Here is a 26496-nt window from a genome sequence, read left to right as displayed (position 1 = left end):
GCCTGTCCTTTCACAGATTGAATTGGCGTGCGGCCTCGCCCAGCGCTGCCGCCGCGGTGCCCAGTTCGTCGCGCAGGATGTCGAGCCTCGCTTCGCCATGGCGCTCGGGCGTGCCCAGCAGACACAGCGAGCCGAACACGGCATCGCCGGATCCGCGCACGGGCATGCCGAACGCATGCACGCCCGGCACGACATCGCCCAGGTTCACGCCGAAGCCATGGCGATCGGAGCGTTCGCGCATCTTCTGCAACGCTGCCAGCCGGCCGGTGCCGCAACGCGCGACCTCCTGCGCCACGTTGTCGAGCAGGACTGCACGCGCCTCGCCTGCAGGCAGGGTCTGCAGGATCGCCACGCCGCCGGCCGAGGTGAACAGGGGCCGGCGCGAGCCCGGATAGAGCACCGACCCCGTGACAGGCAGCGTCCCGGCGCGCACGCTGCAGACGTATTCATTGCCGCTGCGCAACAGCAGCACCGCGACGCCACCCATGCGGCGCGCGAAGGCTTGCAAGTCCGCCTCTGCGTGGCGCTGGAACTGGACACGATCGGGCAGCGCGAGGCCGAGTTCGTACATCAACGGCCCGGGCAGGTAGTGGCGATCGCTCGCGCACTGCGCCACCAGGCGCTCCTCGATCAGGCAGGCCAGCATGCGATGCACGGTGGCCCGGTCCAGCTCGCACGCGGCGGCCAGGTCGGACAGCCGCCAGCCGAACTGCGGACGCGAGGCGATCGCGCGCAGGAGCTTGATGCCGCGCGCAAGGCTGCGCGTGCCGGGGCGCTCGGGCCCGGTCGCTGTCGCTGTCGCTGTCGCCGCAGGGGCCCATTGCGCGAGAAAAGTCATGTCCATGGTGAGCATCTCCTGCAGCCGGTTCAGTTCATGCGCCGAAGCCATAGAGGCGCTCCGGGTTGTCGACGAGGATCCTGTGCAGCGTTGTCTCATCCGGCGACCATCGGCGCAACTGGCGCAGCGCATGGCCGGTGTCCACGACAAACGGTGGGCAGACATCCGTGGCGAGCGGCTTCGCACCTGGCTGCGGATGCGGCCAGTCACTGCCCCACAGCATGCGATCCGGATGGGCCTGGATGAAACGCCTTGCGAGCGACTCGAGGTCTGCGTGGTCGGCCCTGGCGGAACAGCGATAGGGCGCGGAGAGCTTGACGTAGGCCTTGCCGGCCGCCACGAGGTCCAGCACGGCCCCAATGCCTTCCTGATCCATGCCTCGGCTCGCATGCGCGCCGGCGTAGTGATCCAGCACCACCGGCACCGGCAGTTCCCGGATGACGGCACTGCAAGCGGCGATCAGGGGCATGCTCGCATAGATCTGCACGTGCCATCCCCTCGGCGCCACGCGTGCGGCGATGCGCCGCATCTGCTCGGCCGACCTGGCCGAGTCGCTTTCGCGATCGATCTCGAGATTGACGCGAACGCCGCGAACGCCGGCCGCCGTCATCTCGTCGAGCGTCGCCTCCGGCACCTCGGCGTCGATGACGGCGACGCCCCTTGCGCGGCCCTTGCCGAGCACCCGCAGCGCATGCAGGGTGGCCGCGTTGTCGAGCCCGTAGACGCTGGGCTGCACGATGACGACGCGTTCGATGCCCAGACCGGCGTGCAGCCGCGACAGCGCATCGATCGATGCGGGCGGCGGCGTGTAGCGGCGCGAAGGCGACAGCGGGAATTCGTGCTCGTCCAGGAACACGTGCGTGTGGCAATCACATGCGCCAGGGGGCAGCGTTGGGTTCGTCGTCGAGCCAGTCATGCGGTACGCGGATCACCTCGGTGTGGATCGGGCCAGGTCGCAGCCACGATAGCCGCTGGGTCACGCAACGAAACGCCCGGGCCGCATCGCAATTTCACGGGTTGAACTTTCGGCGCCCCTCATCTGGCCGAGAACTGGCGGGAAATGAAGCTGCAGGTCGCCACCAGCAACTGCGCGCACTCCGCGAGGCTGGTCTCCATGCGGTGCCTCGGCCCCGCCACTGCCACGGCCAGCGTCTCGTTGTGAACCGCGAAGAAGGCGGCAACCGCCCACACATCGCTCACGTTCTCGCCGCGCGTCTGGAAATAGCCGGCGCGCCGGCTCTGCAGGATGTCGGCGATCAGCGCATCCGGATCCGTGATCGTCGCGGCGGTGATGGAGGGCAATGCCCGGTGTTCGAACCACGCGCGCAGGTCCGGCTCCTTCATCGAGCCCAGCAGGGCCTTCCCGATCGAGCTCGAATGCATCGGCTTGATGTCGCCCGGCTTGGCGGAATAGCGGATCGAGTGCTCGCTCTCCGAGACCTGCAGATACACCACCGAATCGCCCTGCCGCTTGCCCAGGATGATGGTCTCGCGCGAAGTGTCGCGAAGACGTTCGAGCATCGGCGTCATCCGCTCGACGAACGGATCCTTGTCCAGGATGTCGCGCGCCACATCGTGCATGCGCTTGGTCGGATACAGCGAGCGCGGCCGGGTCAGCGAATACAGGTAGCCGCGCGCGGTCAGCGTGGCGACGATCGCATGGCAGGTGCTCTTCGGGATGTCCACGGCCTCGGCCAGGTCGGTGAGGGACAGCGGCCGCTGGCTCGTCTGGAAGGCTTCGAAGATGTCGATGACGCGGTCGACGGCGGTGACGCTGGCTGCTGACATGCGATTCCCTTCACGGCCTGGGCAAGCAAGAAATTCTGCGGGCTGAACAAACGCAGGCCCCGCGTCCCAAGTGTCGGGATCAGTGCCAGTTTGTTCGAAATATCGAACACTGTTTCTCGTCTCAGAATAAATCAACTATAGCATCGCGCTTCGAAAAAACCTCCGGAGACATGCCAGTGCCCAACAGCCAAGACATCACGGTCGACCAGCGCGCATCCGGCGCGTGCTGGATCACGATCGATCGCGCGCACAAGCACAACGCCCTCTCGCGTCCGGTGCTCGAAGCGCTTTCGGCCGCGGTGCGCGAGGCCGGTGCGCAGAACGGGATCCGGCTCATCGTCCTGACCGGCGCCGGCGAGCGCTTCTTCGCAGCCGGCGGCGACCTGGTGGACCTGGCCGACGTTCGCGACGAGCCCGCGACCCGCGCCATGACGGACCAGGCGCGCGGTGCGCTGGACGTCATCCGCGGCTGTCCCGTGCCCGTCATCGCCCTGCTCAACGGCGACGCGATCGGCGGCGGCGCGGAACTGGCGCTCGCCTGCGACATGCGCCTGCAGTCGTCGCACGCGCGCATCGGCTTCATCCAGGCCCGACTCGCGATCACCTCCGCCTGGGGTGGCGGGCCGGACCTTTGCCGGCTCGTCGGCGGCGCCCGGGCGATGCGGATGATGAGCCGCTGCGAGCTCGTGGATGCGCAGCAGGCACTGGCCTGGGGACTGGCCGATGCCGTCATCGGCGACGGCCCCGCGGGCAGCGACGTGCAGGCCTTCCTCGAACCCATGCTGGCCTGCGCGCCGCAAGTGCTGCGCGGCATCAAGGCGCAGACGCTGGCGTGGCGGCGCGGCGCGTCGTTCGAGGACTGCCGCGCCGTCGAGCAGCGGCAACTGCTCGACACATGGCTCCACGACGACCACTGGAGCGCCTCCGAAAAACTGTTGTCCAAGGCCAAGAAATGAGCGGCACACCCAGCGTCCACCCCGAGATTCGTCCCGTCAACCGCAGCGGCGTCGAAGTGCCGGCACGCATCGCGGCCGCGGCCATCGACCCGGCGCAGATCGGCGCGCCGGGCGAGTACCCGTTCACGCGCGGCATCTTTCCCGACGGCTACCAGGGCCGCCTCTGGACCATCCGCCAATACTCGGGCTTCGGAACCGCGGAGGAATCCAACGCGCGCTACAAGTTCCTGCTGGCCAAGGGGCAGACCGGTCTCTCGGTGGCGCTCGACCTGCCCACGCAATGCGGCCTGGACCCCACGCACCCGATGGCCCGTCCCGAGATCGGCAAGGTCGGCGTGTCGCTGTCCAACCTGAGCGAGGCCGAGATCCTGTTCGACGGGCTGGACCTGTCGAAGATCTCGACCTCGTTCACGATCAACGGAACCGCGGCCATCGTCTACGCGATGTACCTGGCCGTCGCCGACAAGCAGAACGTGCCGCGCAGCAAACTCACGGGCACGATCCAGAACGACATCCTCAAGGAATACGTCGCCCGCGGCACCTGGATCTTTCCGGTGCGGCCCTCGATGCGGCTGATCGCCGACTCGATCCTGTACTCGAACGAAGTCTCGCCGCGCTTCAACCCGATCAGCATCGCCGGCGCGCACGTCCGCGACGCGGGCGCGACGGCCGCCGAGGAAATGGCCTACACGCTGGCGAACGGACTGGCCTATGTCGACGAGCTGCGCGAACGCGGCGGCGACGTGGAGAAATTCGCCAAGCGGCTGTCGTTCTTCTTCTACGTCCACATGGACTTCTTCGAGGAGATCGCGAAGTTCCGCGCCGGGCGCCGCCTCTGGGCGCGGCTGATGAAGGAACGCTACGGCGTGCAGGATCCGAAGGCGCAGCACTTTCGCTTCGGCGTGGTCTGCGGCGGGTCTTCGCTGGTCGCGCCGCAGCCCTACAACAACATCGCGCGCGTGGCCGTGGAAACCATGGCTGCGGTGCTCGGTGGTGCGCAATCGATCTTCACCTGCGCATTCGACGAAGCCTTCCAGATACCGACCGAGTTCTCCGCCGAGCTCGCGGTCCGCACGCAGCAGATCATCGCCTACGAGAGCGGCATCGCCCGCACCGTCGATCCCCTCGGCGGCAGCTACTTCATGGAGCAACACACCGACCGCATGGAAGAAAAGATCGTGCAGGTCATGGACGAGATCGAGGCTTACGGCGGCGTGACCCGCGCGATCGAGGAAGGCTGGATCCAGCTGCGCCTGGCCGAGCGCGGGCTCGAACGCAAGCTCGACATCGACGCCGGCCACCAGGTCATCGTCGGCCAGAACCATTTCAGGAAGGCGGACGAGGAGATCAAGGTCGGCGAGGTCTTCACGCTCGACCCGACGGTGGCGCAGCGCGCGCTCGAGAAATTCCAGCGCGTCCTCGACACGCGCAGCCAGACGGCGGTCGATGCATCGCTGGCCAGGCTCGCCACGGCCGCTGCCAGGGACCGCGAGAACGTGATGCCCTTTCTCGTGGACTGCTGCCATGCCTACGCCACGGTCGGCGAGATGGTCGCTTGCCTCAAGAAGGAATGGGGCGAATTCAAGGAACCGGTGAATCTATGAACACGCCCCTCCAGACCCGTCCCGCGCTGGCCGGCAAGCGCATCCTCATCGGCAAGCCCGGCCTCGACGGCCACGACATCGGCGCGAAGATCGTCGCGCTGACGCTGCGCAACGCGGGCGCCGAGGTGATCTACACGGGGCTTCGCCGCAGCCCGCAGCAGATCGCGCAGGTGGCCGTCGACGAAGGCGTCGATGCAGTGGGCCTGAGCATCCTGTCGGGCAGCCACAAGGAGCTGGTCGGGGACGTGATGGCGCAACTGCGCGAGCTCGGCGCAGGCGACGTCAAGGTCTTCGTCGGCGGAACCATTCCGGCGGAAGACCAGCCGCACCTGCGACAGCTGGGCGCGGCCGCCATCTTCACGGCCGACATGCCGCTGGACGACGTGGTGCGCATCCTCGCCGAGCGCCTGGCATGAACGCACCGCTCGAAGGGATCCGCGTGGTGGAGGTCGGCCACATGCTGGCCGGCCCCTATTGCGGACTGATGCTCGCCGACATGGGCGCCGAGGTCATCAAGATCGAGGCACGCGAAGGCGACATCGGCCGCACCGTCAGCCCCCACTTCATCGGACCGCACAACGCCTATTTCGCGAGCCTGAACCGCAACAAGAAAAGCGTGGTGCTCGACCTTGCGGACGACGGAGGGCGCGAAGCGCTCGGCCGCATCGTGGCGCGATCGCACGCGCTCGTGACCAACCTGCGCCCCTCGGCCATCCGCAAGCTCGGCCTCACCTACGATGCGCTGCGCCCATGGAACGAGCGCCTGATCTGCGTCGCCCTCACCGGCTATGGCCTCGAAGGGCCGTACTCGGAAAACCCGGCCTACGACTACGTCATCCAGGCGATGACGGGCGTGATGGCGCTGACCGGCGACCCCGCTTCGCCGCCGACGAAGGCCGGCTATTCGGCGGTCGACAACTCCGCCGGCCTGGTGGCCGCGCTCGGCCTGCTCGCCAAGATCGTGCAGGGACGCGGCGGGCAAGTCGATGTGTCGATGTACGACGTGATGCTGTCGCAGCTCAACTACCTCGCGGGCGCGGATCTCAATGCCGGCGAGACGATCGAACGGATGCCCTGTTCGTCGCATCCGTACCTCGTGCCTGCGCAGATCTTTCCGACGGCGCAGGGATGGCTCACGCTCTTCATCACGCACGACAAGTTCTGGAAGAAGTTCTGCGAGGAGATCGGCCGGCCGCACTGGACCGTCGATCCGAAGTTCGCCACCATGCCGGCCCGGCGCACGCATCGCGCCGAGGTCGTCGCGGCGATCGCGGCCGTGCTCGCCGGCGCGCGCGCCGGCGAATGGGTGAGCCGCCTGGCACCGCTCGGGCTCGTGGTGGCGGAAGTGGGAACACTGAGCGATGCGCTGCGAAGCGAGATCGCCGCGGACCGGTCGCTCGTGGTGCCGCTCGGCAACGGCGATCTGCCGTTGCGGGCCATCGCGAGCCCGATCCGCTTCGATGGCTTCACACCGTCGTACGGATTGCCGCCGCTCTTGGACGAGCACCGCGGCGAAGTGCTGGGCTGGGCCTCGACGTGACTTCGAAGCCGCTCGATCGCCGGGCGCTCGGCCGCACGCTCACGCAGCTGACGAATGCCAGCGCCCTCGAACTCGCAAGGCGGCCGCTGCGCGAAGCGGCTGCATGCAGCGCCCGGCGGATCGGCATCACCGGTGCGCCCGGCGCCGGCAAGAGCACGCTGCTGGGCCACCTGGCGCTCGCGCGCGCCGCCCGCGGCCGCCTCGGCGTGCTGGCCGTCGATCCGAGCAGCCCGAAGACCGGCGGCGCCATCCTGGGCGACCGGGTGCGCATGGACGAACTCGCCGGCGCGGCCGAGCTCTATATCCGCTCGCTGGGCTCGCGCAAGACCTCGGACGGGCTCGCAGACAACCTGCCCGAGATGCTCGACGCGATGGACGACTTCGGCTTCGCCGAAGTCATGCTCGAAACGGTGGGTGTGGGCCAGACCGACTACGCGGCCCGCGTGCAGGTGGACACGCTCGTGCTGGTGCTGCTGCCGGAAAGCGGCGACACGGTGCAGGCCATGAAGGCCGGGATCATGGAGATGGCGGACATCTTCGTGGTCAACAAGGCCGATCTTCCGGGCGCACGGAAGATGGCGACCGACATCCAGCGCATCGCGGCGATCACGCGCCACGCACAGGGCGCCTGGGTTCCGCCCGTGCTGCTCGCATCGGCGTCGCAGCCCGCATCCGTCGACGCGCTCTCGCAGGCCATCGATCGCCACCAGTCGTGGCTGGCAGCCGGCGACCTCCGGCAAAGCCTGAAGGATCAGCGCGCACGCTACCGGCTGCGGCGCCTGCTGGAGATCCGTGCCGCGGAAGTCGTCGCCGAACAGGACGCCGCCTTCTTCGCCGCCCCGCTGGAACAGCAGTTCAGGCGCGCACTCGAACTGGCGGGCGGGACCCGCGCATGCGCATCGCCATGAAGCATGATCGGCGCGGATCCTTCGCGATACTGCGCAGGATCCACCCGTTGCCACCCACGCTCGTGCAGGAGATGACCGAGCGTCCCTGAAGGAACTCGTTCACGTGCAAACCTCGCACAACGCACCAGCCCCCGAACACAACGGAACGCAGAGCATCGAGCGCGCACTGCGCATCCTGCGCGAGCTGGCCGCGCGCGGCGAATTCGGCTGGCGGCTGTCGGACCTCGCAACCCGCTGCGAAGTGGACAAGGGAACGGTTCATCGCATCCTTTCGTGCCTCGTGCGCGAACGCTTCGTGCAGCAGCGTTCCGCAGACAAGCACTACTTTCCCGGGCCGATGCTCTATGAGCTCGGCCTGTCGCTTCCCGGCTATGCCACCTTCCGCCAGGCCTGCGAACGCCGCCTGGCGAAGTACGCCGTCCAGACCGAGGCCATTGCCTGGCTGATCCTTCGCAGCGGCAACGAGTACGTGTGCGCAGTGCGCAAGGGCACCCTCGAGCTGCGCGGCCTGATGGTGCACGTCGGCACCCGGCGGCCGCTCTTCACCTCGGTCGGCGGCGTGGCGATCCTGCAGACGCTGCCCATGCTCGAAGCCGAGAACATCCTCGCGGACAACACGCAGCAGGAAATCGCCAAGCGCGGCGACGGCCGCCTTGTCGCACTCCGGAAGATGCGCGAGCGTTCGCAGCGCCATGGCTTCGGCGTCAATCTCGGCGACGTCGTGCCCGGGGTTCATGCGTTCGCCGTTCCGGTGTGCGGCGGCGATGGACGCGCCATCGCCGCCGTCGTCCTGACCGGGCTGCCGGAACAGTTCGGCGAAGCGCGCCTGCCGGAGATCAGGCAGGCGCTGTCCGAAGTCGCGGCCGCGGTGCAGAGCGATGCGCACCAGTTCCTCGGCTCGATGATGCCGGCGGCCCCGGCCGTATTCCCTTAGTGCGCATTCGCCTGGAAGTTCAAATTGTGAAACTCCGCTTCCGGGCCCTATGGGCAGCGAAAAGAGGGGTCGATATTCTCGAATGGAGAGACAACTCCGGAACGAGAAACGATGAACGTGAACACAGCGATCAACCTCGAGGACCTGCGCCTGATGGCACGGCGCAAGCTGCCCCGGATCGCCTTCGACTTCATCGACGGCGGCGTGGACGACGAGGACTGCATGCGGCGCAACCGCGCGGCGTTCCGGCGCTTTCAGCTGGTCCCGCGCTACCTGGTCGACGTGTCCCGACGCGACCAGTCGACCGAACTCCTGGGCCGCCGCTATGCCAGCCCGTTCGGCATCTCGCCCACCGGCCTGGCCGGGCTCTTCCACCCCGGCGCGGATGAGCTTCTTGCCGAGGCGGCCAAGGCCGCCGACATCCCCTTCCTGCTGTCGAGCGCGAGCAACGCGGCGCTCGAGAAGGTCGCGAAGCTCGCGCCCGAACACGTCTGGTTCCAGATCTACGGCACGCGCGAAGAACACATCAACACCGACCTGGTGAAGCGCGCACGCGATGCCGGCGTGCGCACGCTGGTGGTCTCGGTCGATGTCCCGGTCAACTCGAACCGGGAGCGCAATCGCCGCAACGGCTTCTCGCGTCCGTTCCGCATGACGCCTTCCGTGGTGCTCGAGGCGCTCGGCCATCCGGCCTGGGTGCTGCGCTACCTGCGCACGGGCGGCATTCCCATGATGAGCAACTGGGCGCCGTACGGCCGCGCGGGCGCTTCGGCGGCCGAGGTGGCCGATCTCTACGGCACGCTCACGCCGGCCCCGATGATCAAGTGGCAGACGCTGGAACGCATCCGCGCGGCCTGGAGCGGACCGCTCGTGGTCAAGGGACTGCTGCATCCCGACGATGCGCGCGAGGCCGCGGCCATCGGCGTCGATGCGCTCATGGTCTCCAACCATGGGGGCCGCCAGCTCGATACCGCGCCCACGCCCATCGAGATGCTGCCCGCGATCCGCGCGGCCGTCGGCGACCGGGTGGTGCTGATGGTGGACAGCGGCGTGCGGCGTGGTTCCGACATCGTCATCGCGCGCTGCCTGGGTGCGCGATTCGCGTTCTTCGGGCGGCCCACCTTGTTCGGCGCCGCGGCCGGCGGCGCGCGCGGCATCGCACGCGCGCTGCAGATCGTGCGCCACGAGATCGACGTGGTCATGGCGCAGATCGGATGCAGCGCTTTCGACGCGCTGGACGAACGCTACCTGCGCACGGCGGCCGACACGGAGCCGCTCATTCCAACACCAAGGAGACAAACATGATTTCTCTTGCCAGATTCGTCCGCCGGATCGCGGCCGTGCCGATGGCGCTCGCGATCGCGATCGCGGGCAGTGCCTTCGCACAGGGCTATCCCAATCACCCGATCAGGATCGTGGTTGCCTATCCGCCCGGGCAGAGCACCGACATCGCCACGCGCTACTTCGCCTCCAAGCTGTCTGCCGCGCTGAACGAGGGTGTGGTGGTCGAGAACCGGCCCGGCGCCTTCGGCAACATGGGAACGGCCTACGCCGCACGCGCCACGCCCGACGGCTACACGCTGATTATGGGCGCCTCGGGCACGCACGCCCTGAACCCCGCGCTGTACGACAACACCGGCTTCGATGCGGAGAAGGACTTCGAGCCGATCATCGCGACGGCTTTCATTCCGATGGTCATCTCGGTGAATCCGTCGCTGAACATCAAATCCCTGCCCGAGTTGATCCAGCTGGCCAGGAGCCGGCCCGACAAGATCGACGTCGCGCTGCCCAGCGTCACCGCGCAACTCGTGCTGGAGATGATCAAGCGGCAGAACGTGCCGCTCTTCGCCATCAAGTACAAGGGCTCGGGCGAGGCGATGACCGCGCTGCTGGGCAACCAGGTGCCGGTGCTGATCGACACCGTGGCCGCTTCGCAGTCCCAGTTCGGCAAGATCAAGCCGCTCGCCGTGACCTCGGCCAAGCCGATGACCGCACTGCCCGAGATCAAGTCCGTGGCCGAGCAGGGACTCGATGGCTTCAATGTCGTCGCCTGGAATGCACTGATGGCGCCGCGCGGCACGCCGGTCGAGATCCGCGATCGGCTCGCCGCCGAGATGCGCAAGATCCTCGCGCTGCCCGAAACGACCAAGGCACTGCACGACCTCGGCTTCGAGCCTGCGCCCGCCATGGACCACGAACAGCTGGTGGCATGGCTGCGCTCCGAACGCCGCACCGACGCGGACATCATCCGCAGCGCCCACATGAAGGCCGATTGACACGGCCCTGCCTGCCCCATCCGAAATCCGCCACCCATCCAGCATCCAGGAGCTCTTCCATGTCCGCCATTGCCCACTCATTGAAATACCGCCAGCTGCATTCCGATTTCGCCATCGAGATCGAGGACCGCATCGACGAACTGCTGGCCGATCCCGAGGCGATCGAGCAGATCCGGCAACTCTGGCAGACCTCGCCCCTCATCATCTTCCGGCGCCAGTCGCTCGAGGAGGAAGAGCAGGTGCGCTTCACGGAGATGTTCGGCCGCTGCGAGAGCGCGAACCGCAAGGACATCCAGTCGCCGTACCGCGACGAGATCATCTACTTCAGCACCCTGCGCTACGCGGACGGCCGCTTCGTCGGCGGCTTCGCCGGCGGCGACGACGTGGACTGGCACTCCGACCAGACCTTCAAGGTGCGGCCGGCCACGGGCGCGATGCTGTACGGCGTCGAAGTGCCCAAGGGCGGCGGCGACATCTACTGGGCCAACCAGTACGGCGCCTGGGACCGCCTGCCGGCCGACGTGAAGAAGCTGGTGGACGGACGCACCGGCACCTACCGCTATGCAAAGCGCATGGCCATCATGAACACGCTCGAACTCAAGGACAAGGACAGCCCGCAGGCCAGGGAAATGGCCAAGCTGCCCGATGCCTTCCACCCGGTCGTGCTGACCCACCCGGTCACCGGCAGGAAGGCGCTCTACGCCGACCCGACCACGCTGGTCGCGATCGAGGGCCTGAGCGAAGCGGACAACGCGCGCGTGCTGCCGATCCTGTTCGAGGCGGGCGGCAGCCCGGAGCTGGTCTATCGACACAAGGTGCACAACGGCGACCTGATGATGTGGGACAACGGCTGCACGATGCACCGCCGCGACGAGATGCAGCTCGACCAGCCGCGCCTGATGAAGCGCACCACCTTCCGGCTGTCGGCGGACGCGCACTGCGTGCCGCATTGAAGGCGGACGGATCATGAACAGTTCCAAGGTATTCCTGCGCGTCAACCGCGTCGACGCGGCCCTGTGCGCCGAGGCGCGCGAGGCCACGGTATCGGATCTCCACGAGGCCGCGGCGTCCCACGGCCGCGGCGGGCTGATGTCCAGCCGCATGCGGCCGATCCAGAAAGGCGCGAAGATCGCCGGCCCCGCGGTCACGGCCTTCTGCGCGCCGGGCGACAACCTCATGATGCATCGCGCGCTCTACCTCGCGCAGCCCGGCGACGTGCTCGTGGTGGTCTGCGATGCCGAGACTTCGGGTGCGCAATGGGGCGACATGGCGGCGCGCTACGCGATGCGAAAAGGGCTCGCCGGCGTGGTCGTGCAGGGCTGCGTGCGCGACACCGACACGGTGGAGTCGCTCGGCTGCGCGGTCTGGGCCACCCACATCCATTCGATCCATCCCGACAAGAGCGGCCACGGCTTCGTCAACACGCCCGTCGTCTGCGACGGCGTGCTCGTGAACCCGGGCGACCTGATCGTGGCCGACGGCGATGGCGTGATCTGCGTGCCGAAGCAGGAGGCCGCCGCCACCGTGCAGGCGGCCCTCGCACGCATGCGCAAGGAAGACGCGCTGGCCAAGGCCGTCGAGCGCGGCGAAGCCGTCTGGGATCTCAGCGGCGCGGCCGCGAGCTATGCCGCGATGAAGGTCGAAGAAATCGACGCGGCCTTCGACGACCGTTGAATGCCCCGGGCGGCACGCCGAACCTTCCGTGCCGTCGATTCCGTCCACAAGCGCAGGAGACAAAAGAATGAGACTTCCGATCAGAGCCCCCATGAAGCTGGCCGCACTGCTGACCGCGGCGATCCTGGGATGCACGGCCTTCGGCATGGCGCAGGCAGCCGACTTCTGGCGCGCCTACACCTACAACGCGGTCGCGACCGTCACCGCCGTGAAGGGTCTGAACGCGATGTTCGAGGACATCAAGAAGCAGACCGGCGGCCAGCTGTCGGTCCGGCTGAACCTCGGCGGCACGCTGCCCATCACCGCGACCAACATCACGCAGGCCGTGGCGGACAACGTGGTGCAGCTGGGCGACGATGCCTTCTTCGTCGGCAGCGCACCGGTCGGTGCCGTGGTCCGCCTGCCGCTCCTGATCCGCTCGATGAGCGAATTCGAGAAAGCCTGGGACATCGAGGCGCCCTACCTGCGCGACGACTACGCGAAGAAGGACGTGGTGATCCTGGGGCGCTACATCTTCCCGTACAACGTGCTCTGGTCGCGCAAGAAGCTGACCTCGCTCGCGGACATCAGCGGCCAGAAGATCCGCGTGATCGCGCCGGAACAGGCGGACTTCATCAAGATGCTCGGCGGCATTCCCGTCACGCTCGGCACGGCGGAAGTGGCGGCGGCGCTCGATCGTGGCGTGATCGACGGCGCCATCACCGCCAGCTCCGGCTACGGCTATGTGTGGCGCGACCTGCTCAAGTACAGCTATCGCCTCAACATCAGCTTCATCGATTCGCTGATCCTGGTCAACAAGGGCGTCTGGGACAAGCTGCCACCGGACACCCGCAAGACGGTGCAGGCCATCGTCGATGACCACACCCGCCGCATGACGAACGCCATGGCCGCCGAGGAAGACGAGATGACCCGCAAGCTGGCCAGCGAGGGCATGGTCGTCACCGAGCCGAGCAAGGCGGACATCGCGACCGCCGAAGCCAAGATGGCGCCGTACTGGAAGAGCTGGGCCGGCAGCCGCCCCGCCAATGCGCAGGAAGCCATGCAGAAGATCCTTCCCGTGATCGGGCGCTGAAGATGGAGCCCGTTGCAGCAGACCTCGCCGCCATCGCCCCGATCGACGCCGACGCGTTCAGCCCCGCCGAAAGTCTGCTGGAGCGCGTGACGCGCTGGGCCACCCAGGTGGCCGTGGTCATCCTGGTCGTGATGATGGGGATCGAGATGATCGCGCGCTCCGCCTTCGGCTGGTCGCTGCAGGTCACCAACGAGCTCGGCGGCTACGCGCTGCTGGCCATCACCTTCCTCGGGCTCGCGTCGGGCCAGGTCGACCACGCCTTCCATCGCGTGCACCTGCTCGACACGCGCCTGTCGCCCGCCGGTCGCGCGGGCCTGCGGCTGGTCTTCGATGTCGCGACGCTCATCGTCGCGGCCGTGCTGTTCGTCGAGTTCGTGCGCTTCGTCTGGATCACGTGGGCCTCGGGGGACGTGGCCGCGACCACCCTGATGACGCCGCTGTGGATTCCGCGCCTGGCAATGCCGATCGGCATGCTGGCCCTGACGATCACGCTGCTGCGGACCCTGGTCGGCGACTGGCGGCGGCTGCGCGCCATCCTGCGTGGAGACGGCGCGTGAACCCGGACTACCAGATCGTCCTGATCTTCATGCTGTTCCTGGGACTGCTCGCGGCGGGCATGACCGTGCCGTTCGCGATCCTGCTGCCCGGCATCGCCTATCTCTACGTGCAGGGCGGCACCGGCGCGCTGCACGGACTCGGCCTGGTGAGCTGGGGCAGCATGGACAGCTACACGCTGACGGCCATCCCGCTGTTCGTGCTGATGGCCGAGTTCCTGCAGGGCAGCGGCATCGGCCTGCGCGTCTACGGCGGACTGTCGAAGCTGGTGCGCAAGGTCCCGGGCGGGCTGCTGCAGACCAACATCGTGGGCTGCGCGATGTTCGCCGCGGTCAGCGGATCGAGCATCGCGACCGCCGCGGCGATCGGCAAGGTCGCGCTGCCGCAGCTCGATGCGCGCAACTACGACCGGCGCTTCGCGACCGGCAGCCTCGCGGCCGGCGGGACGCTCGGCATCCTCGTGCCGCCGAGCATCGCGATGATCGTCTACGGCACCTTCACCGAGACCTCGGTCGCGAAGCTGTTCATGGCCGGCGTCGTGCCGGGCATCATCCTGACGCTGCTGTTCATGGTCTACATCGCGTTCGCCGCACTCGCACGGCCCGGGATCGCGCCGCGCGAAACCGGCACCCTGCCGGCGGGCGTGATCCTGAGGGCATTGGTCGACGTCGTGCCCTTCGTCGTTCTCATCGCCGCCATCATGGGAACGATCTACAGCGGCATCGGCACGCCGACGGAAGCAGCGGGCGCCGGCTGTCTCTTCAGCCTCGTGATCTCGCGCATCTGGGGCCATCTGTCGTGGCAGGAGTTCGTCGATTGCCTGAAGCGATCGTCGCTGGTCGTCGCGAACATCCTGTTCATCACCTACGCCGCCTTCGTGTTCTCCTATGCCATGAGCTTTGCCGGCGTGGGCGAGCAGATCACCGGGTTCATCGTCGGCCTGCATCTCAACAAGCTCGAGTTCTTCCTTGCGCTGCTCGCACTCTTCACCGCGCTCGGCGCGTTCGTCGAGAGCCTCGGGATGATCGTCATCACGGTGCCGCTGCTCTATCCGCTGCTCGCCAGCTACGGCATCGATCCGATCTGGTTCGGCATCGTCGTCGTGGTGTTCATCGAGATGGGCCAGATCACGCCGCCGATCGGCATCAACCTCTTCGTCATCCAGAGCATCTCGCGCGGCAGCCTGACCGACGTGGTGCTCGGCACGGTGCCGTTCCACCTGCTCATGTTCGTGCTGCTGGCGATGCTCGTCGTCTGGCCGGAGATCGCGCTCTGGCTGCCCGGCAGCATTTCCCGCTGATCGTCTCCAAAGGTCTCCACGATGTTTGCACCGCCCGTTCGAATCCAGGCCGAGGTCTTCGCCCGCATGCCGGAGGAATTCATGGTCCGCGACCGCCAGTCCGCGTGGGCCCATGCGCAGCTGCATGGCGCACCGGCGCCGGTGTTCCTGGAGGGACCGTCGTTCGACCGCGACGGCAATCTGTGGGTGGTCGACATCCCCTGGGGCCGGATCTTCAGGATCGATCCCCAGGGCAGCTTCACGCTCGTCGCGCAATACGACGGCGAACCGAACGGCCTCAAGTTCCATCCGGACGGACGCGCCTTCATCGCGGACTACCGGCGCGGCATCATGGTGATGGACCCCGTGAGCGGCAAGGTCGAGCCCTACCTGGAGCGGGCGCGGCTGGAATGCTTCAAGGGCTGCAACGACCTGTTCTTCGCATCGAACGGCGACCTGTACTTCACGGACCAGGGGCAGACGGGTTTGCAGGATCCCAGCGGCCGGCTGTTCAGGCTGCGCACCTCGGGCCAGCTCGATTGCGTGCTGACCGGCATCCCCAGCCCGAACGGATTGGTGCTCAACCTGGACGAGACCGCGGTCCTGCTCGCGGTGACGCGCGACAACGCGATCTGGCGCGTGCCGATGATGAGCGACGGCACGGCCACCAAGGTGGGCGTCTACATCCAGATGTCGGGCGGCGGCGGCCCCGACGGCATTGCACTGGACCGCACGGGCGGGTTGGCGGTGTGCCACGTCGGCTTCGGCGCGACCTGGATCTTCAGCCCGAGGGGTGAGCCGCTCTACAGGATCGACTCGCCCGAAGGCCTCTACACGACCAACTGCGCCTATGGCGGACCCGACCGCAAACGCCTGCATATCGTGGAGTCGCGCTCCGGCACGATCCTGACGGCCACGCTGCCCGAGGCGGGCCAGCCGATGTATTCGCATCGCAGCGCTTCATAGACGCACGCACGTCATCGGCTCCGACACCCGGCGCGTCGGCGAAGGGCGTGGGCAACGCCGTGCGGCCAGCGGCCAAGGGCAGGCAAAGGCGGGATATGGAAGCTCCTTGGACATAAAAGGCCTCCACCATCATGCACCCGCAGCAGGGGGGCCGATGCCGTAGGCCGACGGCGCAATCGGCCGCGCGGAACATCCGCCGGCACCCTACCCTGGCGACCCCGATCATTCCAGCAGCCGCAGGCCGGCCTCTGCTCGGACGGCGCCTCAGCTGGCGCCGGGTGGTCGACGCACCTGGGCCATCAGTTGCTGCGCTACGGCCTCGAAGGCCTCCAGGCTCTGGTCGGCCCGACTGAGCACCACCGCCCCTTCGACCGAGGCGATCAGCACGGTCGCGAAGCGCCGCGCCTGCGCGGCCGGCAGACCCCCCTGGCAGAGCAGGTCGCTCAGCCGCTCGCGCCAGGCGCGAAACACCGCGGTGGCGTGTGAAAGCAGTTCGGCCGAGTCGGTGGCCACCGTCACGGCCAGCACGGCACATCCCGCCCCGCACTGCGAGCGCGTGAGCACGGTACGCCAGATCGCGAGAAAGCGCTCGACCACCGCCTCGGCCGGTGCGCCGGCCACCGGCTCCATCGCGTCGATCAACACGGCGCCCGCGCCGTCGACGGCGGCGGCCACGAGCTGGTCCTTGCCGCCCGGAAAGTGGTGATACAGCGATCCGCGCGGCGCTCCCGTGGCCGACAGCACCTCGGAAAACGACGTCGCCTGCAACCCGCGCTGCGCCAGCAGCGCCATCGCCCCCTCGACCATGCGATCACGAACCTCACCCGCCATGCCCACTTCTCCTTTGCTCGAATCGATTTCAAAAAACTATGACAATCATCATAGTTGCTGCTACTATGCCAATCATCATAGTCACGCTCCCGAGGAGCATCGCCATGCCATTGCGCCGCCACGCCCTTCTGTCCATGATGCTGCCACTGGCCCTGGCCGGCTGCGGCGTCATGCCTTCCGCTTCACCTTCATCCACCCAAGGAGCTTCACCCATGACCGTTGAGCAAAGCAGGCAGGCCATCGCCGGCGACTGGATCAGCATCGCCCCGGAAATCCGCCCCAGCGCCCAGAAGACCCCCGAAGGCGCGCTCAAGCCCTTCTACCTGAAGCGCGAGTTCAAGGCGCTGCCGGACGATCGCTTCGAGCTGGTCATCGCCAACTCGGCCGACCCCTACGGCAAGGTACCGCTGGCGAAGATCCTGATCAAGGGCCACATGCACTGGCAAGGCGAGCACCCCATCGCTGCGGGCGCGCAGAAGGTGGACTTCGTGGCCGACGAGGCCTACGAGGTCACGCCGTTGCTGCAGGGCTTTGCCGACGTGCTCAACCAGATCGCCGCCCAGGGCTACGCCAAGTGGGAAGTCGGCCAGACGCAGAGCGTCTTCGGCAAGAGCTTCGCACCCTTCGGCCTCGCGGCGGGCAAGAACTTCATGGAGTACGACCTGGTGTACGTGTCGCACGGCCTGCTGTTCTGGGGCGCCCGCAACGTGGACGGTCGCGGTTTCGACAGCGAGCAGAACCGTCCTACCAATCTGCAGATTCCGCTGGCGCGCAAGTAGGAACGGATGCAGCGCCGCTTGGGTTCCATCCGGACGACTTGTCGCTTCGGCAAGTCTCTGGATGGAGCATCCACAGCCGATTTCAATGCTTCAGTGGATCAGGGGTGTCAGGAAACGGTAGCCCGCATAGGCCACCGCCGCTGCACCTGCTCCGATTGCCGCGAGTGTGACCCAGTAAGGGTTCAGGGTCTCCTGCCCGGCCGCCACGACAGCGATGGCCGGCGTCGGCTCTCCGGCGCCCGCATCGCCCTCCAGCAAGCTCGCGAACTGGCCGAAGAACTCGTCGGACAGCTTCTTCGCCGTGGTGTCGATCAGCCGCGAACCGATCTGGGCGAGCTTTCCCCCGACCGTGCAAAGCGCCTTGTACCGCAGGATGGTTTCATGGCCGGCGTCACTCAGGAAGACTTCCGCACTTCCTCTTGCGAATCCGGCCGCGCCTCCGCTCCCTTGCCACGACAGCTTGTAGCCTGCCGGCGGATCGAGGTCCGACATCAAGACGGTTCCCTGCAGGTTCGCCTTGATCGGCCCCAACTGGGCCTGGACCGTCGCGCGGAGCGATTCGGGAGATTCCTGTTCGAGCGACCTGCAACCCGGAATGCATTGCCTGAGGATCTCGGGATCGTTCAGTGCCGCCCAGACGCGGGCACGAGCTGCCCCGATACGGTATTCGCCAGTGATTTCCAATTCTTCCTCCGGGTTTCAGATGTCAAACTTGGGGACGCGTGTTCTTGCGCGACTGCACGAGCGTGGCCGTCAGCGCGATCGCAAGACTCGCGACGATCAGGAGCGTGCTCACTGCCGCGATGCGCGGATCGATCTCGTCTCTCAACGTGGTGAACATGATCTTGGTCAGCGTCGTGTTGTCGCCGGACGAGACGAAGATCGCGATCAGCACTTCGTCCAGCGACGTGATGAAGGCGAAGAGCGCACCCGAGATCACACTGGGCTTGATATTGGGAAGGGTGGCCTTCATGAAGGCCTGAAACCTGTTGCATCCCAGGCTGCGAGCGGCGCGCTCGAGCGACATGTCGGACTGGCGCAGTCCGGCGAGCGCCGTGATGACGACGAAGGGGATCGCGAGCATGACGTGCGCCAGCACGAGCCCCGTGATCGTGCCCACCAGGCTCAGCCGTGCGTAGACGAAGTAGATGCCGATCGCGACGATGATGTTGGGCACCATCAAGGGAAGAAGCAGGACCGAGTGCAGCCGCTTGATGGCGGGCGATTCGCTCATGTGGATCGCGTAGGCGGCGGCCACCCCGATCGGTGTCGCCAACAGGCACGTGAGGACCGCGACCTGCAGGCTCACCTTGGTCGCCTCTGTCCATTCGAGGGAAGAGAAATAGGCCGCGTACCAGCGCAGGGACCAGGCCTGCGGCGGAAAGTCGAGGTATCTCGATGCCGAGAAGGACATCGGTATCACGATGAAGATCGGCGCAATCAGGAACACGAGCGCGACAGCCGCAGCGAGATAGAGCCAGACGCGGTGGGTGATCTTCCAAGGACCCGGACGGGATGCGTTGCTCATGTCAACCGCCCTCGAACATCCGCTCCAGGGAAACGAAGCGATTCGCGACCCAGAAGAGCAAGCCCATGATCAACAGGAACACCGTGGCGACCGAACTCGCCGAACCCCACTCCATGAACAGGTTCACATTTCTTTCCAGCAGGATCGAGATGGTGATCGTCTTCCCCCCGCCGAGCAGTGCCGGGGTGATGTAGAAGCCCAGGCTCACGACGAAGACGAGCAATGCACCCGCCACCAGGCCGGAGGAAGAAAGCGGAAAGTACACGCGCCAGAAACTCGTCCATGGCGAGGCGCCGACGCTGGCCGCGGCCTTCAGCAGGTCAGCGTCGATCCGCTTGAGCGATGCATAGAGCGGCAGCACGAAAAAGGGCAGCATGATGTGGAACATGCCGATCAGCGTGCCGGTCGCGTTGTGCATCAGGTACAGGGGCTGTTCGACCAGCTCTGCTTTCAGCAGGAGGTTGTTGACGATCCCGCTTCGCTGAAGAAGAACGAGCCATGCGTAGGTGCGCACCAGCAGGCTGGTCCAGAAGGGGACGATCACCAGGATCAGGCAGAGATTCGAGATCCATGGCTTGGTGTTCGCCAGCATGTAGCAGAGCGGGTAGCCGACGATCACGCACAGGAAGGTCACGGCCAGCGCGAGCCTCAGGGTCAGCCACATGCTCTCTGCGTAGGCGGGGTCGAACGCGATTCGCGCATAGTGCGCCAAGGTGAAATCATCGCCCTGTCGAAACGACAGCCAGAGCAGCCAGATCAGGGGCAGGACGAGCAGGAACACGATGAAGAGGATGGCGGGCGCGGAGATGGCCCATTGCCACGCCTCCTCGCGTCGGCCACGGCGTGAGGACAAACCTGCGCCGGGCTCACCGTGGATAGCCATGTCTCTGGAGTGAGTCACCTTTGGCCTCTCTATTCGTCTTGCACGACAACCGTGTTGCCGACTTTGATGGCGAGGCGCACGGTCGCGCCGACCTCGGGAAGCACGCGATGGCCGTTCGAATTCGCCAGCCGGCGCATCGACATGCGTTGCCCATTGGGCAGGCGCACGATCCACAGCATGCTTTCTCCCTGGAACACGGCGTCTTCGAAAGTGCCCGGAAGGATGTTCACGTCGCCGTCGACCTCATCGTCGAAGACAAGCTTCTCGGAGCGCAGTGCAAGGAAATGCCGCCGGGCGTCGGGGACCGGGCGGGCCGGTTTGAGATCGATGTTGGCCAGGCGGACACAGCCTTCATGGATCCTTTCGACGTCCATCAGCGTCGATTCGCCGATGAAATCGGCAACGAAGGAATTGACGGGATGGTCGTAGATGGTCGGCGGCGCGTCCAATTGCACGATCCGGCCCTTGTTCATGACCGCGATTCGATCGCTCATGGTGAGCGCTTCCCGCTGGTCGTGCGTGACGTACACGGTCGTGGAGCGGAGCTTCTCATGCAGCTTGCGCAGCTCGAGCTGCATTCGTTCGCGCAATTGCTTGTCCAGTGCGGAGAGCGGCTCGTCCATCAGGACGATGCTCGGCTCGAAGACGATCGCGCGCGCGAGGGCCACGCGTTGCTTCTGCCCGCCGGAGAGTTCGCTGATCCTGCGGCTGCCGAGACCTTCCAGCTGAACGAGGCTCAGTGCCCACCTCACGCGATCGTTGCGCTCCCTTTCCGGCACATTGCGGATGCCGAGCGGAAAGGCCACGTTGTCGTGGACATTCATGTGGGGGAACAGGGCGTAGTGCTGGAAGACCACCCCGATGCCGCGCTTGTGCGGCGGCAGTGTCGACACGTCGACATCCCCGAACCGGACACTGCCCGAGTCGAGCGTGGCGAATCCGGCGAGGATGTTCAGCAAGGTCGTCTTGCCGGATCCCGACGGCCCGAGAAGCGTCAGGAATTCACCCGAGGCCACGTTCAGCGAAACGTCGTCCAGCGCATTGAAGGAACCATAGCGCTTGCTGACGTTGGCGATCGAGATGCCGACGGATGCAGTGTGGGGGACTGCCGTCGAGGATTGCCGCGGCATCTGCGCGGAAGTGATGCCAGGCATGGCGAGGAGTTCGGGCGTCATCGTGCTCTCTCAAATGGACTTGGGGATGCAGTGGCGGGCGTTTTTCAGAACGCGACCTTGTCGCGCCCCTTGAGGTTCAGCATAGCGCGGGCTTGCGCCGGACTCGCGATATCGAAGCCGACTTCTTCGATGAGCCGGCGAACCTTTTGCACCTGCTCCATGTTGGACCGGGCCAGGACGCCCTTGCCGATCCAGAGGCTGTCCTCCAGGCCGACGCGGGCATGTCCGCCCATCACCACGGACTGCGAGGCGACCTTCATCTGCGCGCTGCCCGCGCCCAGGACCGACCACACGTAGCTGTCGCCGAACAGCCGATCTGCCGTTCGCCGCATGTGCAGCACATCTTCCGGATGGGAGCCGATCCCGCCGCGAATCCCGAAGACCGATTGAATGAACAAGGGCGGCTCGACCAGCTTGCGATCGAGAAAATGGGCCGCCGTGTAGAGATGCCCGATGTCGTAGCACTCCTGCTCGAAGCGGGTGCCGTTGCCGGCGCACGACTCGAGGATGTAGGCGATGTCCTTGAAGGTGTTGCGGAACACGCGGTCTTCGCTGCCCGCCAGGTAGGGCTTCTCCCAGTCGTAGCGCCACTCCTTGTAGCGGCCGAGCATCTCGTACAGGCCGAAGTTCATCGAGCCCATGTTCAGCGATGCGATCTCCGGCTTCAATTGCAGCGCAGGCTGGAGCCGCTCCTCCAGATCCATGGAGGGCGCACCGCCGGTCGTGAGGTTCAACACCGCATCGATGTTGTCGCGGACATGCGCGAGGAATTCCTTGAAGACCCGCGGATCCTGTGTCGGCCTGCCGTCGCGCGGGTCGCGTGCGTGCAAGTGGATGATCGAGGCGCCCGCCTGCGCCGCGGCGATCGAGGCGGACGCAATCTCCTCGGGTGTCACCGGAATGTACGGCGACATGGACGGCGTGTGAATCGAGCCGGTGACTGCGCACGTGATGATCACCTTCCGGGTTGACGTCATGGCGTCTCCAGTGGCATCGGCCGCATGATGAACTCGGAAGCGCCTGCGATGGCCAGCAGATCCTTCAGGACGGTGTCCGTGCCGTTGAACTGCCTGGGGACTTCCTTGCAGAGCCAGGCGATCGCGCGGCCCGCCCGGTCTGCCGGCGCCAGTTCATCGCGCCTGAGTCGGCTGATCTCGTTGATTCCGGAGCTGCGGATGCGGCTTTGCATCTCCGTATCGACGACACCGGGCTGGAAGCCGATGGCCACGATGCCTTCCTCGGCGTATTCGGTCGCGATGGCGCGCGTCAGCATGAAGAGCCCGGCCTTCGCGCTGCAGTAGGCACTCCACCCGAGACGGGCTTGATGAGCCGCCCCGCTCGAGATGTTGAGGACCAGGCCCCGCTTCGCAGCGACCATCGCAGGGATCGCCGCACGTGCGACGTGATACGCGCCCAGGAGGTTCACCTCCAATGCCTTGCGCCACACCACGGGATCGGTCTCTGCCAGCCGGCCGATGGGATCGATCTGGCCGGCGTTGTTGACGATGCCGTCGATGCGCCCATGCCTTTCCAGCGTCTGCGCCATCGCGGCTTCGACCTCGGTCGGGCTGGAGACATCGCATTGGCAGACGGACGCGTTGGCGCCGAGCTGGTCGATGGAATCCAGCACGGGACGGGCGGCCTCCGGCGAGCGGACGAACAACACGGGCGTGATGCCTGCGCGCGCCAGTTCGAGCGCGGCCGCGGCGCCGATGCCGCGTGCCGCACCGGTCACGACGACGATCTTCGATGACGGCATGGTGCTCATGCTTCGAGGGTCGCGATACACGACACCGCGATCATCGCGTTCGGCAGCAGCAGCTTGTCGACCTGGCAGATGGTGCGTGCGGGTGCGGATGGCTGTTGCGCATAGGCGCGCCCGACCAATTCCATGACATACGGCTGCTCGATGTCCGTGACAAAGACCGTTTCCGAGACGACGTTCGAGAGGGACGCGCCGAACTCGGCCAGCGCCGCTTTCAGGTTCGCGTACACCGCGTCGACTTGCCTCGCCAGGTTGACGTCGCTGACCAGCGTGCCGTCGTCCTTGACGCCCATCAGACCCGCCACGTGGATCGTCGCCCCGACCTTGACGGCACGGCTGCCGCCCCAATTGCTGTGCATGGGGGATTGGAAGGACAGATTTTGTCTTTCGACTTTCATGTCAGTGTCTCCAATTCGATCTATTCGATGAATGCCGCCGAGGGATGCGCGCGCGGGTAGGTTCGGAGATAGCCGATGAATTTCGCGAGTGCGGTGTCCGACTTCGTGAGCAGGCCGTAGCGGGGCTGCCGCATGGTGCTCAGGATCGGCCAGTCCTCGGAGACGATCTTGTCGCGCAATGCCGTGACCTTGTCGAGGAAGGCCTCCACCTGCGCAGCCTCGGCGGCCGAGGACGCCTTCGGCGTCGCGCTCACCATGAAGTTCATCGAGCAGTTGCCCGGCGTGGGACAACCCGCGTAGATGCCGGCCACTTGCCGACCGTCGATCTCGCCCTTGATGACGAACTTGTTCGTCCCGACCACCGCCAGTTCGTACTCGAGGTTGTAGCCCTCCGGCGGCGTCATGTTGATGCGATACGCCACGCGATGGCTCTCGATGACCGGCACCGGATCCATGTCGCCTTCCGGAAGCAGTCCGTGCACGACCCGGAAGTGCTGGAAGTCGAAGGTGTTGCACATGAAGAGTGCCGGATCGATCGGGAAGTCACGGATCTTCACGGCGCGAATGACATGCGTCTCTTCCGAGATGTGTTGAAGCGGGTGCTCGTACAAGGGCTGCTCGCCGTTGAATGCCCAGATGATCCCCGCAAGTTCGACGGTCGGAAATGCGTACTGCGCGGCAGACGGAGGGATCCTGTCTCCGGTAGGAATGAAGTTGCACTTCCCGTCCTGGCCGTAGTGCCAGCGGTGGAAGGCGCAGCGCAGGCTGTTGCCCTCGACGCATCCTGCCGAGAGATCGGCACCGAAGTGGCTGCAATACGCGCTCAGGACGCTGGCGATGCCGTTCTCGCCACGAAACACCACGACCTTGCCGCTCAGGAAGGACCGGCCGATGACCTGTCCGCGTTCGACCTCGGTCGAAAGCGCAATGGGGTACCAGCAGAGGTCGTAGCCGCCCGCGCCCTGCGGGGGAATGACGTCCCTCTTCCGGGTGACATTGATGGGTCGCGCTGCAGTCGTGGTGTCCATGGTGTTCTCCTGAAAACAAGTCCTATTCGACGAATTCGCCGTTCTTGAGAATCGTGTCGGCGGCATCGGCCAGATCCTTCCGGACGGCTTCGGCAGCGCCGATCGCATCCCCGCGCCGAAGGGAGCGAAGGATTTCGAGGTGGTGGGACTCGGCGGCTTCCCCGCCTTGCGCCGAGTAGGTCACCTGGTGAATGTAGGGGCCGGCCTGCACCCACAGGCTTTCGATGATCGGCATCAGGACGGTGGTCCCGGCAGCCCTGTACAGGCGGAAGTGGAACGCCTGGTTCGCCGCAAGGAAGCGGCGCGTCTGGGCCGCCTTGAACTCCCTGCTCATGTCCTGGGTCGCCGCGTTCATCGCATCGATGTCCTCCTCGGTGACGTGGGGCACCGCGATGACCGTGATCATCGGCTCGAGGGCAATCCGGATCTTCAGGATTTCCTGGAACTTGGCCCTCGACATCCGGGGAACGCTGATGGAACGGCTCGATGCAGCCTGCTCGAGCGCTCGCTCGGCGACCAATCGATTGAGCGCGTCGCGTACCGGGATCACGCTCGTGTCGAATTGCGCAGCCAGCGAACGTATCGTGAACGATTGTCCCGGAACGTAGTGCCCGGCGATCAGGGCGCTGCGCATCTGCTGATAGACCCGCTCCTGCAGGTTTCCCGGTGGCTGGGTCTTTTCCTCGGGACCCCCGGCAACCTCGTCGCCGTTGGCTGCTCGCAATTTGAGCTTGGAATTGGTTTTCATCATGGCTCACAGATCCAATACGAGTTCTTCGCCTGCACAGGCGCGCGACACGCAGACCAGCATCTGGTCGTTCGCGTCCCGTTCCTGCGGGCTGAGCAGGTGGCAATGGTGTTCCGGAACACCCGAAATGACTCCGACGCGGCACGTCCCGCAGATGCCCTGCTCGCATGAGCTCTCGATGTCCACGCCAGCCCCGCGGAGGCACTCGAGGATCGACTTCGCAGGCGGAACGACGATCACGCGTCCGGAGCTGCGCAGCCTCACCGTGAACTCGGGACCGGCTGCCGCGGCGGCGCTGAACCTTTCATAGCGGACCGCGCCCTGCGGAAGGCGGGCGCCGTGGGTCAGGACCGCGTCGAGGAGCGGCGCAGGCCCGCAACAGTAGAGCTGGGTCCCGGGCGTCCAGTCACTCAGCAGACTTCGCACGTCCAGGCCCGCGCGAGGATCACCATCGTCATGGATGAACGTGACGCTCTCGCGCCAGGGCGACTCGCGGATCTCCTCGCAGTACGGCGTGACGCTCGCGCTGCGGGTGCAGTAGAACAGCCGGAAAGGCTTGCGCTGGCGATACAGCGTCCTTGCCATCGAGACCAGCGGCGTGATGCCGATGCCTCCGGCGACCAGCCAATAGCGATCGGTGCCGGGATCGAGCGCGAACATGTTTCGCGGCGCGGAGATCGTGAGCGTGTCGCCGGCGCGCACGCGCTCGTGCATGGCGCGCGAACCGCCCCGACCTTTCTGTTCGCACCTGACGGCGATCACGTACTTCCCCCGCTCGGTGTCTTCGTTCACCAATGAGTATTGGCGCAGCCCGATGCCGGGCACCTGGACATCGATGTGTGCGCCTGCGCTGAACGAAGGCAGCGCCGCGCCTTCGCCATCGACAAGGACGAACTCCAGCACGCCGTCGCACTTCCATTCGATGCGTCGAACCTGGACCTGGAGGGTTTCCGGGATCATGTGAATCAGCT

29 protein-coding genes are annotated in these 26496 nt (G+C 66.2%); 15 read left to right on the top strand and 14 right to left on the bottom strand.

Annotated features, from left to right (window positions below; genetic code table 11):
* Positions 1-10: 10 nt before the first annotated feature.
* The 3 genes from E5P2_RS06800 to E5P2_RS06790 all read right to left on the bottom strand — a co-directional run bounded on the left by E5P2_RS06800 (position 11) and on the right by E5P2_RS06790 (position 2626).
* Entirely contained in the window at positions 11-889 is an 879-nt protein-coding gene (locus E5P2_RS06800) for an IclR family transcriptional regulator (RefSeq protein ID WP_232080605.1), read from the bottom strand.
* Positions 873-1754 (bottom strand): amidohydrolase family protein, encoded by an 882-nt coding sequence (locus E5P2_RS06795; protein WP_162566379.1) that lies wholly within the window; start codon positions 1752-1754, stop codon positions 873-875. Before E5P2_RS06795 ends, E5P2_RS06800 begins: the two co-directional genes overlap by 17 nt.
* 119 nt (positions 1755-1873) lie before the next feature.
* Positions 1874-2626 carry an IclR family transcriptional regulator gene (locus E5P2_RS06790; RefSeq protein WP_162566378.1) on the bottom strand — a complete coding sequence of 251 codons (753 nt, stop codon included), beginning with the start codon at positions 2624-2626 and terminating at the stop codon, positions 1874-1876.
* 176 nt (positions 2627-2802) lie between these two features.
* Between E5P2_RS06790 and E5P2_RS06785 the strand changes: the two genes are divergently transcribed.
* The 14 genes from E5P2_RS06785 (at position 2803) to E5P2_RS06720 (ending at position 16390) form a co-directional block, all read left to right on the top strand.
* Positions 2803-3582, top strand: coding sequence for an enoyl-CoA hydratase/isomerase family protein (locus tag E5P2_RS06785; protein ID WP_174262643.1), 780 nt, complete (start codon positions 2803-2805; stop codon positions 3580-3582).
* Entirely contained in the window at positions 3579-5186 is a 1608-nt protein-coding gene (locus tag E5P2_RS06780; protein WP_162566376.1) for an acyl-CoA mutase large subunit family protein, read from the top strand. The genes E5P2_RS06785 and E5P2_RS06780 overlap by 4 nt, the downstream gene beginning before the upstream one ends.
* Positions 5183-5602 (top strand): cobalamin B12-binding domain-containing protein, encoded by a 420-nt coding sequence (locus tag E5P2_RS06775; RefSeq protein WP_162566375.1) that lies wholly within the window; start codon positions 5183-5185, stop codon positions 5600-5602. Before E5P2_RS06780 ends, E5P2_RS06775 begins: the two co-directional genes overlap by 4 nt.
* Positions 5599-6726, top strand: a complete 1128-nt coding sequence (locus E5P2_RS06770; protein WP_162566374.1) for a CaiB/BaiF CoA transferase family protein — start codon at positions 5599-5601, stop codon at positions 6724-6726. Before E5P2_RS06775 ends, E5P2_RS06770 begins: the two co-directional genes overlap by 4 nt.
* Positions 6723-7634 carry an ArgK/MeaB family GTPase gene (locus E5P2_RS06765; RefSeq protein ID WP_162566373.1) on the top strand — a complete coding sequence of 304 codons (912 nt, stop codon included), beginning with the start codon at positions 6723-6725 and terminating at the stop codon, positions 7632-7634. The genes E5P2_RS06770 and E5P2_RS06765 overlap by 4 nt, the downstream gene beginning before the upstream one ends.
* A gap of 103 nt (positions 7635-7737) precedes the next feature.
* The gene (locus tag E5P2_RS06760) at positions 7738-8568 is read left to right on the top strand and encodes an IclR family transcriptional regulator (RefSeq protein ID WP_232080604.1); all 831 of its coding nucleotides are present in this window, start codon (positions 7738-7740) and stop codon (positions 8566-8568) included.
* A 111-nt stretch (positions 8569-8679) separates the two neighbouring features.
* Positions 8680-9873 (top strand): alpha-hydroxy acid oxidase, encoded by a 1194-nt coding sequence (locus E5P2_RS06755; RefSeq protein ID WP_162566372.1) that lies wholly within the window; start codon positions 8680-8682, stop codon positions 9871-9873.
* Positions 9870-10844, top strand: a complete 975-nt coding sequence (locus tag E5P2_RS06750; RefSeq protein WP_162566371.1) for a Bug family tripartite tricarboxylate transporter substrate binding protein — start codon at positions 9870-9872, stop codon at positions 10842-10844. The genes E5P2_RS06755 and E5P2_RS06750 overlap by 4 nt, the downstream gene beginning before the upstream one ends.
* A 59-nt stretch (positions 10845-10903) precedes the next feature.
* Positions 10904-11797, top strand: coding sequence for a TauD/TfdA dioxygenase family protein (locus E5P2_RS06745; RefSeq protein WP_162566370.1), 894 nt, complete (start codon positions 10904-10906; stop codon positions 11795-11797).
* Positions 11798-11810: 13 nt separating this feature from the next.
* The gene (locus E5P2_RS06740) at positions 11811-12518 is read left to right on the top strand and encodes a 4-carboxy-4-hydroxy-2-oxoadipate aldolase/oxaloacetate decarboxylase (RefSeq protein WP_162566369.1); all 708 of its coding nucleotides are present in this window, start codon (positions 11811-11813) and stop codon (positions 12516-12518) included.
* 67 nt (positions 12519-12585) lie between these two features.
* Positions 12586-13590, top strand: a complete 1005-nt coding sequence (gene dctP / locus E5P2_RS06735) for a TRAP transporter substrate-binding protein DctP (RefSeq protein WP_197908457.1) — start codon at positions 12586-12588, stop codon at positions 13588-13590.
* 2 nt (positions 13591-13592) lie between these two features.
* On the top strand, positions 13593-14147 hold the full coding sequence (locus tag E5P2_RS06730) for a TRAP transporter small permease (RefSeq protein WP_162566368.1): 555 nt from the start codon (positions 13593-13595) through the stop codon (positions 14145-14147).
* Complete coding sequence (locus E5P2_RS06725) at positions 14144-15445, top strand: TRAP transporter large permease (protein WP_232080603.1); 1302 nt, start codon at positions 14144-14146, stop codon at positions 15443-15445. Before E5P2_RS06730 ends, E5P2_RS06725 begins: the two co-directional genes overlap by 4 nt.
* 21 nt (positions 15446-15466) lie before the next feature.
* Entirely contained in the window at positions 15467-16390 is a 924-nt protein-coding gene (locus E5P2_RS06720) for an SMP-30/gluconolactonase/LRE family protein (RefSeq protein ID WP_162566367.1), read from the top strand.
* 264 nt (positions 16391-16654) lie between these two features.
* Here E5P2_RS06720 and E5P2_RS06715 read toward each other — a convergent pair whose 3' ends face one another.
* Positions 16655-17221 (bottom strand): TetR/AcrR family transcriptional regulator, encoded by a 567-nt coding sequence (locus E5P2_RS06715; RefSeq protein ID WP_162566366.1) that lies wholly within the window; start codon positions 17219-17221, stop codon positions 16655-16657.
* Between the two features lie 212 nt (positions 17222-17433).
* Here E5P2_RS06715 and E5P2_RS06710 point away from each other — a divergent pair, with 212 nt between their 5' ends.
* On the top strand, positions 17434-18000 hold the full coding sequence (locus E5P2_RS06710) for a hypothetical protein (RefSeq protein WP_162566365.1): 567 nt from the start codon (positions 17434-17436) through the stop codon (positions 17998-18000).
* Between the two features lie 90 nt (positions 18001-18090).
* On the opposite strand, the gene E5P2_RS06705 is transcribed toward E5P2_RS06710, so the two are convergent.
* From E5P2_RS06705 to E5P2_RS06660, 10 genes are all read right to left on the bottom strand, one after another.
* Positions 18091-18684: a CoxG family protein gene (locus E5P2_RS06705; RefSeq protein ID WP_162566364.1), complete on the bottom strand. Its 594-nt coding sequence runs from the start codon at positions 18682-18684 to the stop codon at positions 18091-18093.
* Positions 18685-18706: 22 nt separating this feature from the next.
* On the bottom strand, positions 18707-19528 hold the full coding sequence (locus E5P2_RS06700; protein WP_162566363.1) for an ABC transporter permease: 822 nt from the start codon (positions 19526-19528) through the stop codon (positions 18707-18709).
* Between the two features lies 1 nt (position 19529).
* The gene (locus E5P2_RS06695; RefSeq protein ID WP_232080602.1) at positions 19530-20381 is read right to left on the bottom strand and encodes an ABC transporter permease; all 852 of its coding nucleotides are present in this window, start codon (positions 20379-20381) and stop codon (positions 19530-19532) included.
* Positions 20382-20440: 59 nt separating this feature from the next.
* Positions 20441-21541 (bottom strand): ABC transporter ATP-binding protein, encoded by a 1101-nt coding sequence (locus E5P2_RS06690; protein WP_162570363.1) that lies wholly within the window; start codon positions 21539-21541, stop codon positions 20441-20443.
* Positions 21542-21630: 89 nt separating this feature from the next.
* Positions 21631-22563: a 3-keto-5-aminohexanoate cleavage protein gene (locus E5P2_RS06685; RefSeq protein WP_162566361.1), complete on the bottom strand. Its 933-nt coding sequence runs from the start codon at positions 22561-22563 to the stop codon at positions 21631-21633.
* Positions 22560-23345, bottom strand: coding sequence for an SDR family oxidoreductase (locus tag E5P2_RS06680; RefSeq protein ID WP_232080600.1), 786 nt, complete (start codon positions 23343-23345; stop codon positions 22560-22562). Before E5P2_RS06680 ends, E5P2_RS06685 begins: the two co-directional genes overlap by 4 nt.
* A gap of 5 nt (positions 23346-23350) precedes the next feature.
* Entirely contained in the window at positions 23351-23710 is a 360-nt protein-coding gene (locus E5P2_RS06675; protein WP_162566359.1) for a RidA family protein, read from the bottom strand.
* Between the two features lie 59 nt (positions 23711-23769).
* Positions 23770-24777, bottom strand: coding sequence for a Rieske 2Fe-2S domain-containing protein (locus E5P2_RS06670; RefSeq protein WP_162566358.1), 1008 nt, complete (start codon positions 24775-24777; stop codon positions 23770-23772).
* Positions 24778-24799: 22 nt separating this feature from the next.
* Positions 24800-25528: a GntR family transcriptional regulator gene (locus E5P2_RS06665; protein ID WP_162566357.1), complete on the bottom strand. Its 729-nt coding sequence runs from the start codon at positions 25526-25528 to the stop codon at positions 24800-24802.
* 3 nt (positions 25529-25531) lie between these two features.
* The gene (locus E5P2_RS06660) at positions 25532-26485 is read right to left on the bottom strand and encodes a PDR/VanB family oxidoreductase (protein ID WP_162566356.1); all 954 of its coding nucleotides are present in this window, start codon (positions 26483-26485) and stop codon (positions 25532-25534) included.
* Positions 26486-26496: the final 11 nt, after the last annotated feature.

The organism is Variovorax sp. SRS16, assembly GCF_901827165.1.
Taxonomy (GTDB): domain Bacteria; phylum Pseudomonadota; class Gammaproteobacteria; order Burkholderiales; family Burkholderiaceae_C; genus Variovorax.
The sequence above is the reverse complement of the archived record's forward strand: the minus strand, read 5'-3'. Positions and strand labels throughout refer to the sequence as shown.

Coding starts and splice junctions, on each gene's coding strand:
- E5P2_RS06755 (WP_162566372.1), top strand. CDS start 8,680: ATGAACGTGAACACAGCGATCAACCTCGAGGACCTGCGCCTGATGGCA.
- E5P2_RS06775 (WP_162566375.1), top strand. CDS start 5,183: ATGAACACGCCCCTCCAGACCCGTCCCGCGCTGGCCGGCAAGCGCATC.
- E5P2_RS06745 (WP_162566370.1), top strand. CDS start 10,904: ATGTCCGCCATTGCCCACTCATTGAAATACCGCCAGCTGCATTCCGAT.
- E5P2_RS06780 (WP_162566376.1), top strand. CDS start 3,579: ATGAGCGGCACACCCAGCGTCCACCCCGAGATTCGTCCCGTCAACCGC.
- E5P2_RS06715 (WP_162566366.1), bottom strand. CDS start 17,221: ATGGCGGGTGAGGTTCGTGATCGCATGGTCGAGGGGGCGATGGCGCTG.
- E5P2_RS06660 (WP_162566356.1), bottom strand. CDS start 26,485: ATGATCCCGGAAACCCTCCAGGTCCAGGTTCGACGCATCGAATGGAAG.
- E5P2_RS06680 (WP_232080600.1), bottom strand. CDS start 23,345: ATGCCGTCATCGAAGATCGTCGTCGTGACCGGTGCGGCACGCGGCATC.
- E5P2_RS06795 (WP_162566379.1), bottom strand. CDS start 1,754: ATGACTGGCTCGACGACGAACCCAACGCTGCCCCCTGGCGCATGTGAT.
- E5P2_RS06700 (WP_162566363.1), bottom strand. CDS start 19,528: ATGAGCAACGCATCCCGTCCGGGTCCTTGGAAGATCACCCACCGCGTC.
- E5P2_RS06740 (WP_162566369.1), top strand. CDS start 11,811: ATGAACAGTTCCAAGGTATTCCTGCGCGTCAACCGCGTCGACGCGGCC.
- E5P2_RS06750 (WP_162566371.1), top strand. CDS start 9,870: ATGATTTCTCTTGCCAGATTCGTCCGCCGGATCGCGGCCGTGCCGATG.
- E5P2_RS06685 (WP_162566361.1), bottom strand. CDS start 22,563: ATGACGTCAACCCGGAAGGTGATCATCACGTGCGCAGTCACCGGCTCG.
- E5P2_RS06800 (WP_232080605.1), bottom strand. CDS start 889: ATGGCTTCGGCGCATGAACTGAACCGGCTGCAGGAGATGCTCACCATG.
- dctP (WP_197908457.1), top strand. CDS start 12,586: ATGAGACTTCCGATCAGAGCCCCCATGAAGCTGGCCGCACTGCTGACC.
- E5P2_RS06670 (WP_162566358.1), bottom strand. CDS start 24,777: ATGGACACCACGACTGCAGCGCGACCCATCAATGTCACCCGGAAGAGG.
- E5P2_RS06720 (WP_162566367.1), top strand. CDS start 15,467: ATGTTTGCACCGCCCGTTCGAATCCAGGCCGAGGTCTTCGCCCGCATG.
- E5P2_RS06730 (WP_162566368.1), top strand. CDS start 13,593: ATGGAGCCCGTTGCAGCAGACCTCGCCGCCATCGCCCCGATCGACGCC.
- E5P2_RS06665 (WP_162566357.1), bottom strand. CDS start 25,528: ATGATGAAAACCAATTCCAAGCTCAAATTGCGAGCAGCCAACGGCGAC.
- E5P2_RS06770 (WP_162566374.1), top strand. CDS start 5,599: ATGAACGCACCGCTCGAAGGGATCCGCGTGGTGGAGGTCGGCCACATG.
- E5P2_RS06675 (WP_162566359.1), bottom strand. CDS start 23,710: ATGCACAGCAATTGGGGCGGCAGCCGTGCCGTCAAGGTCGGGGCGACG.
- E5P2_RS06790 (WP_162566378.1), bottom strand. CDS start 2,626: ATGTCAGCAGCCAGCGTCACCGCCGTCGACCGCGTCATCGACATCTTC.
- E5P2_RS06690 (WP_162570363.1), bottom strand. CDS start 21,541: ATGCCGCGGCAATCCTCGACGGCAGTCCCCCACACTGCATCCGTCGGC.
- E5P2_RS06710 (WP_162566365.1), top strand. CDS start 17,434: ATGACCGTTGAGCAAAGCAGGCAGGCCATCGCCGGCGACTGGATCAGC.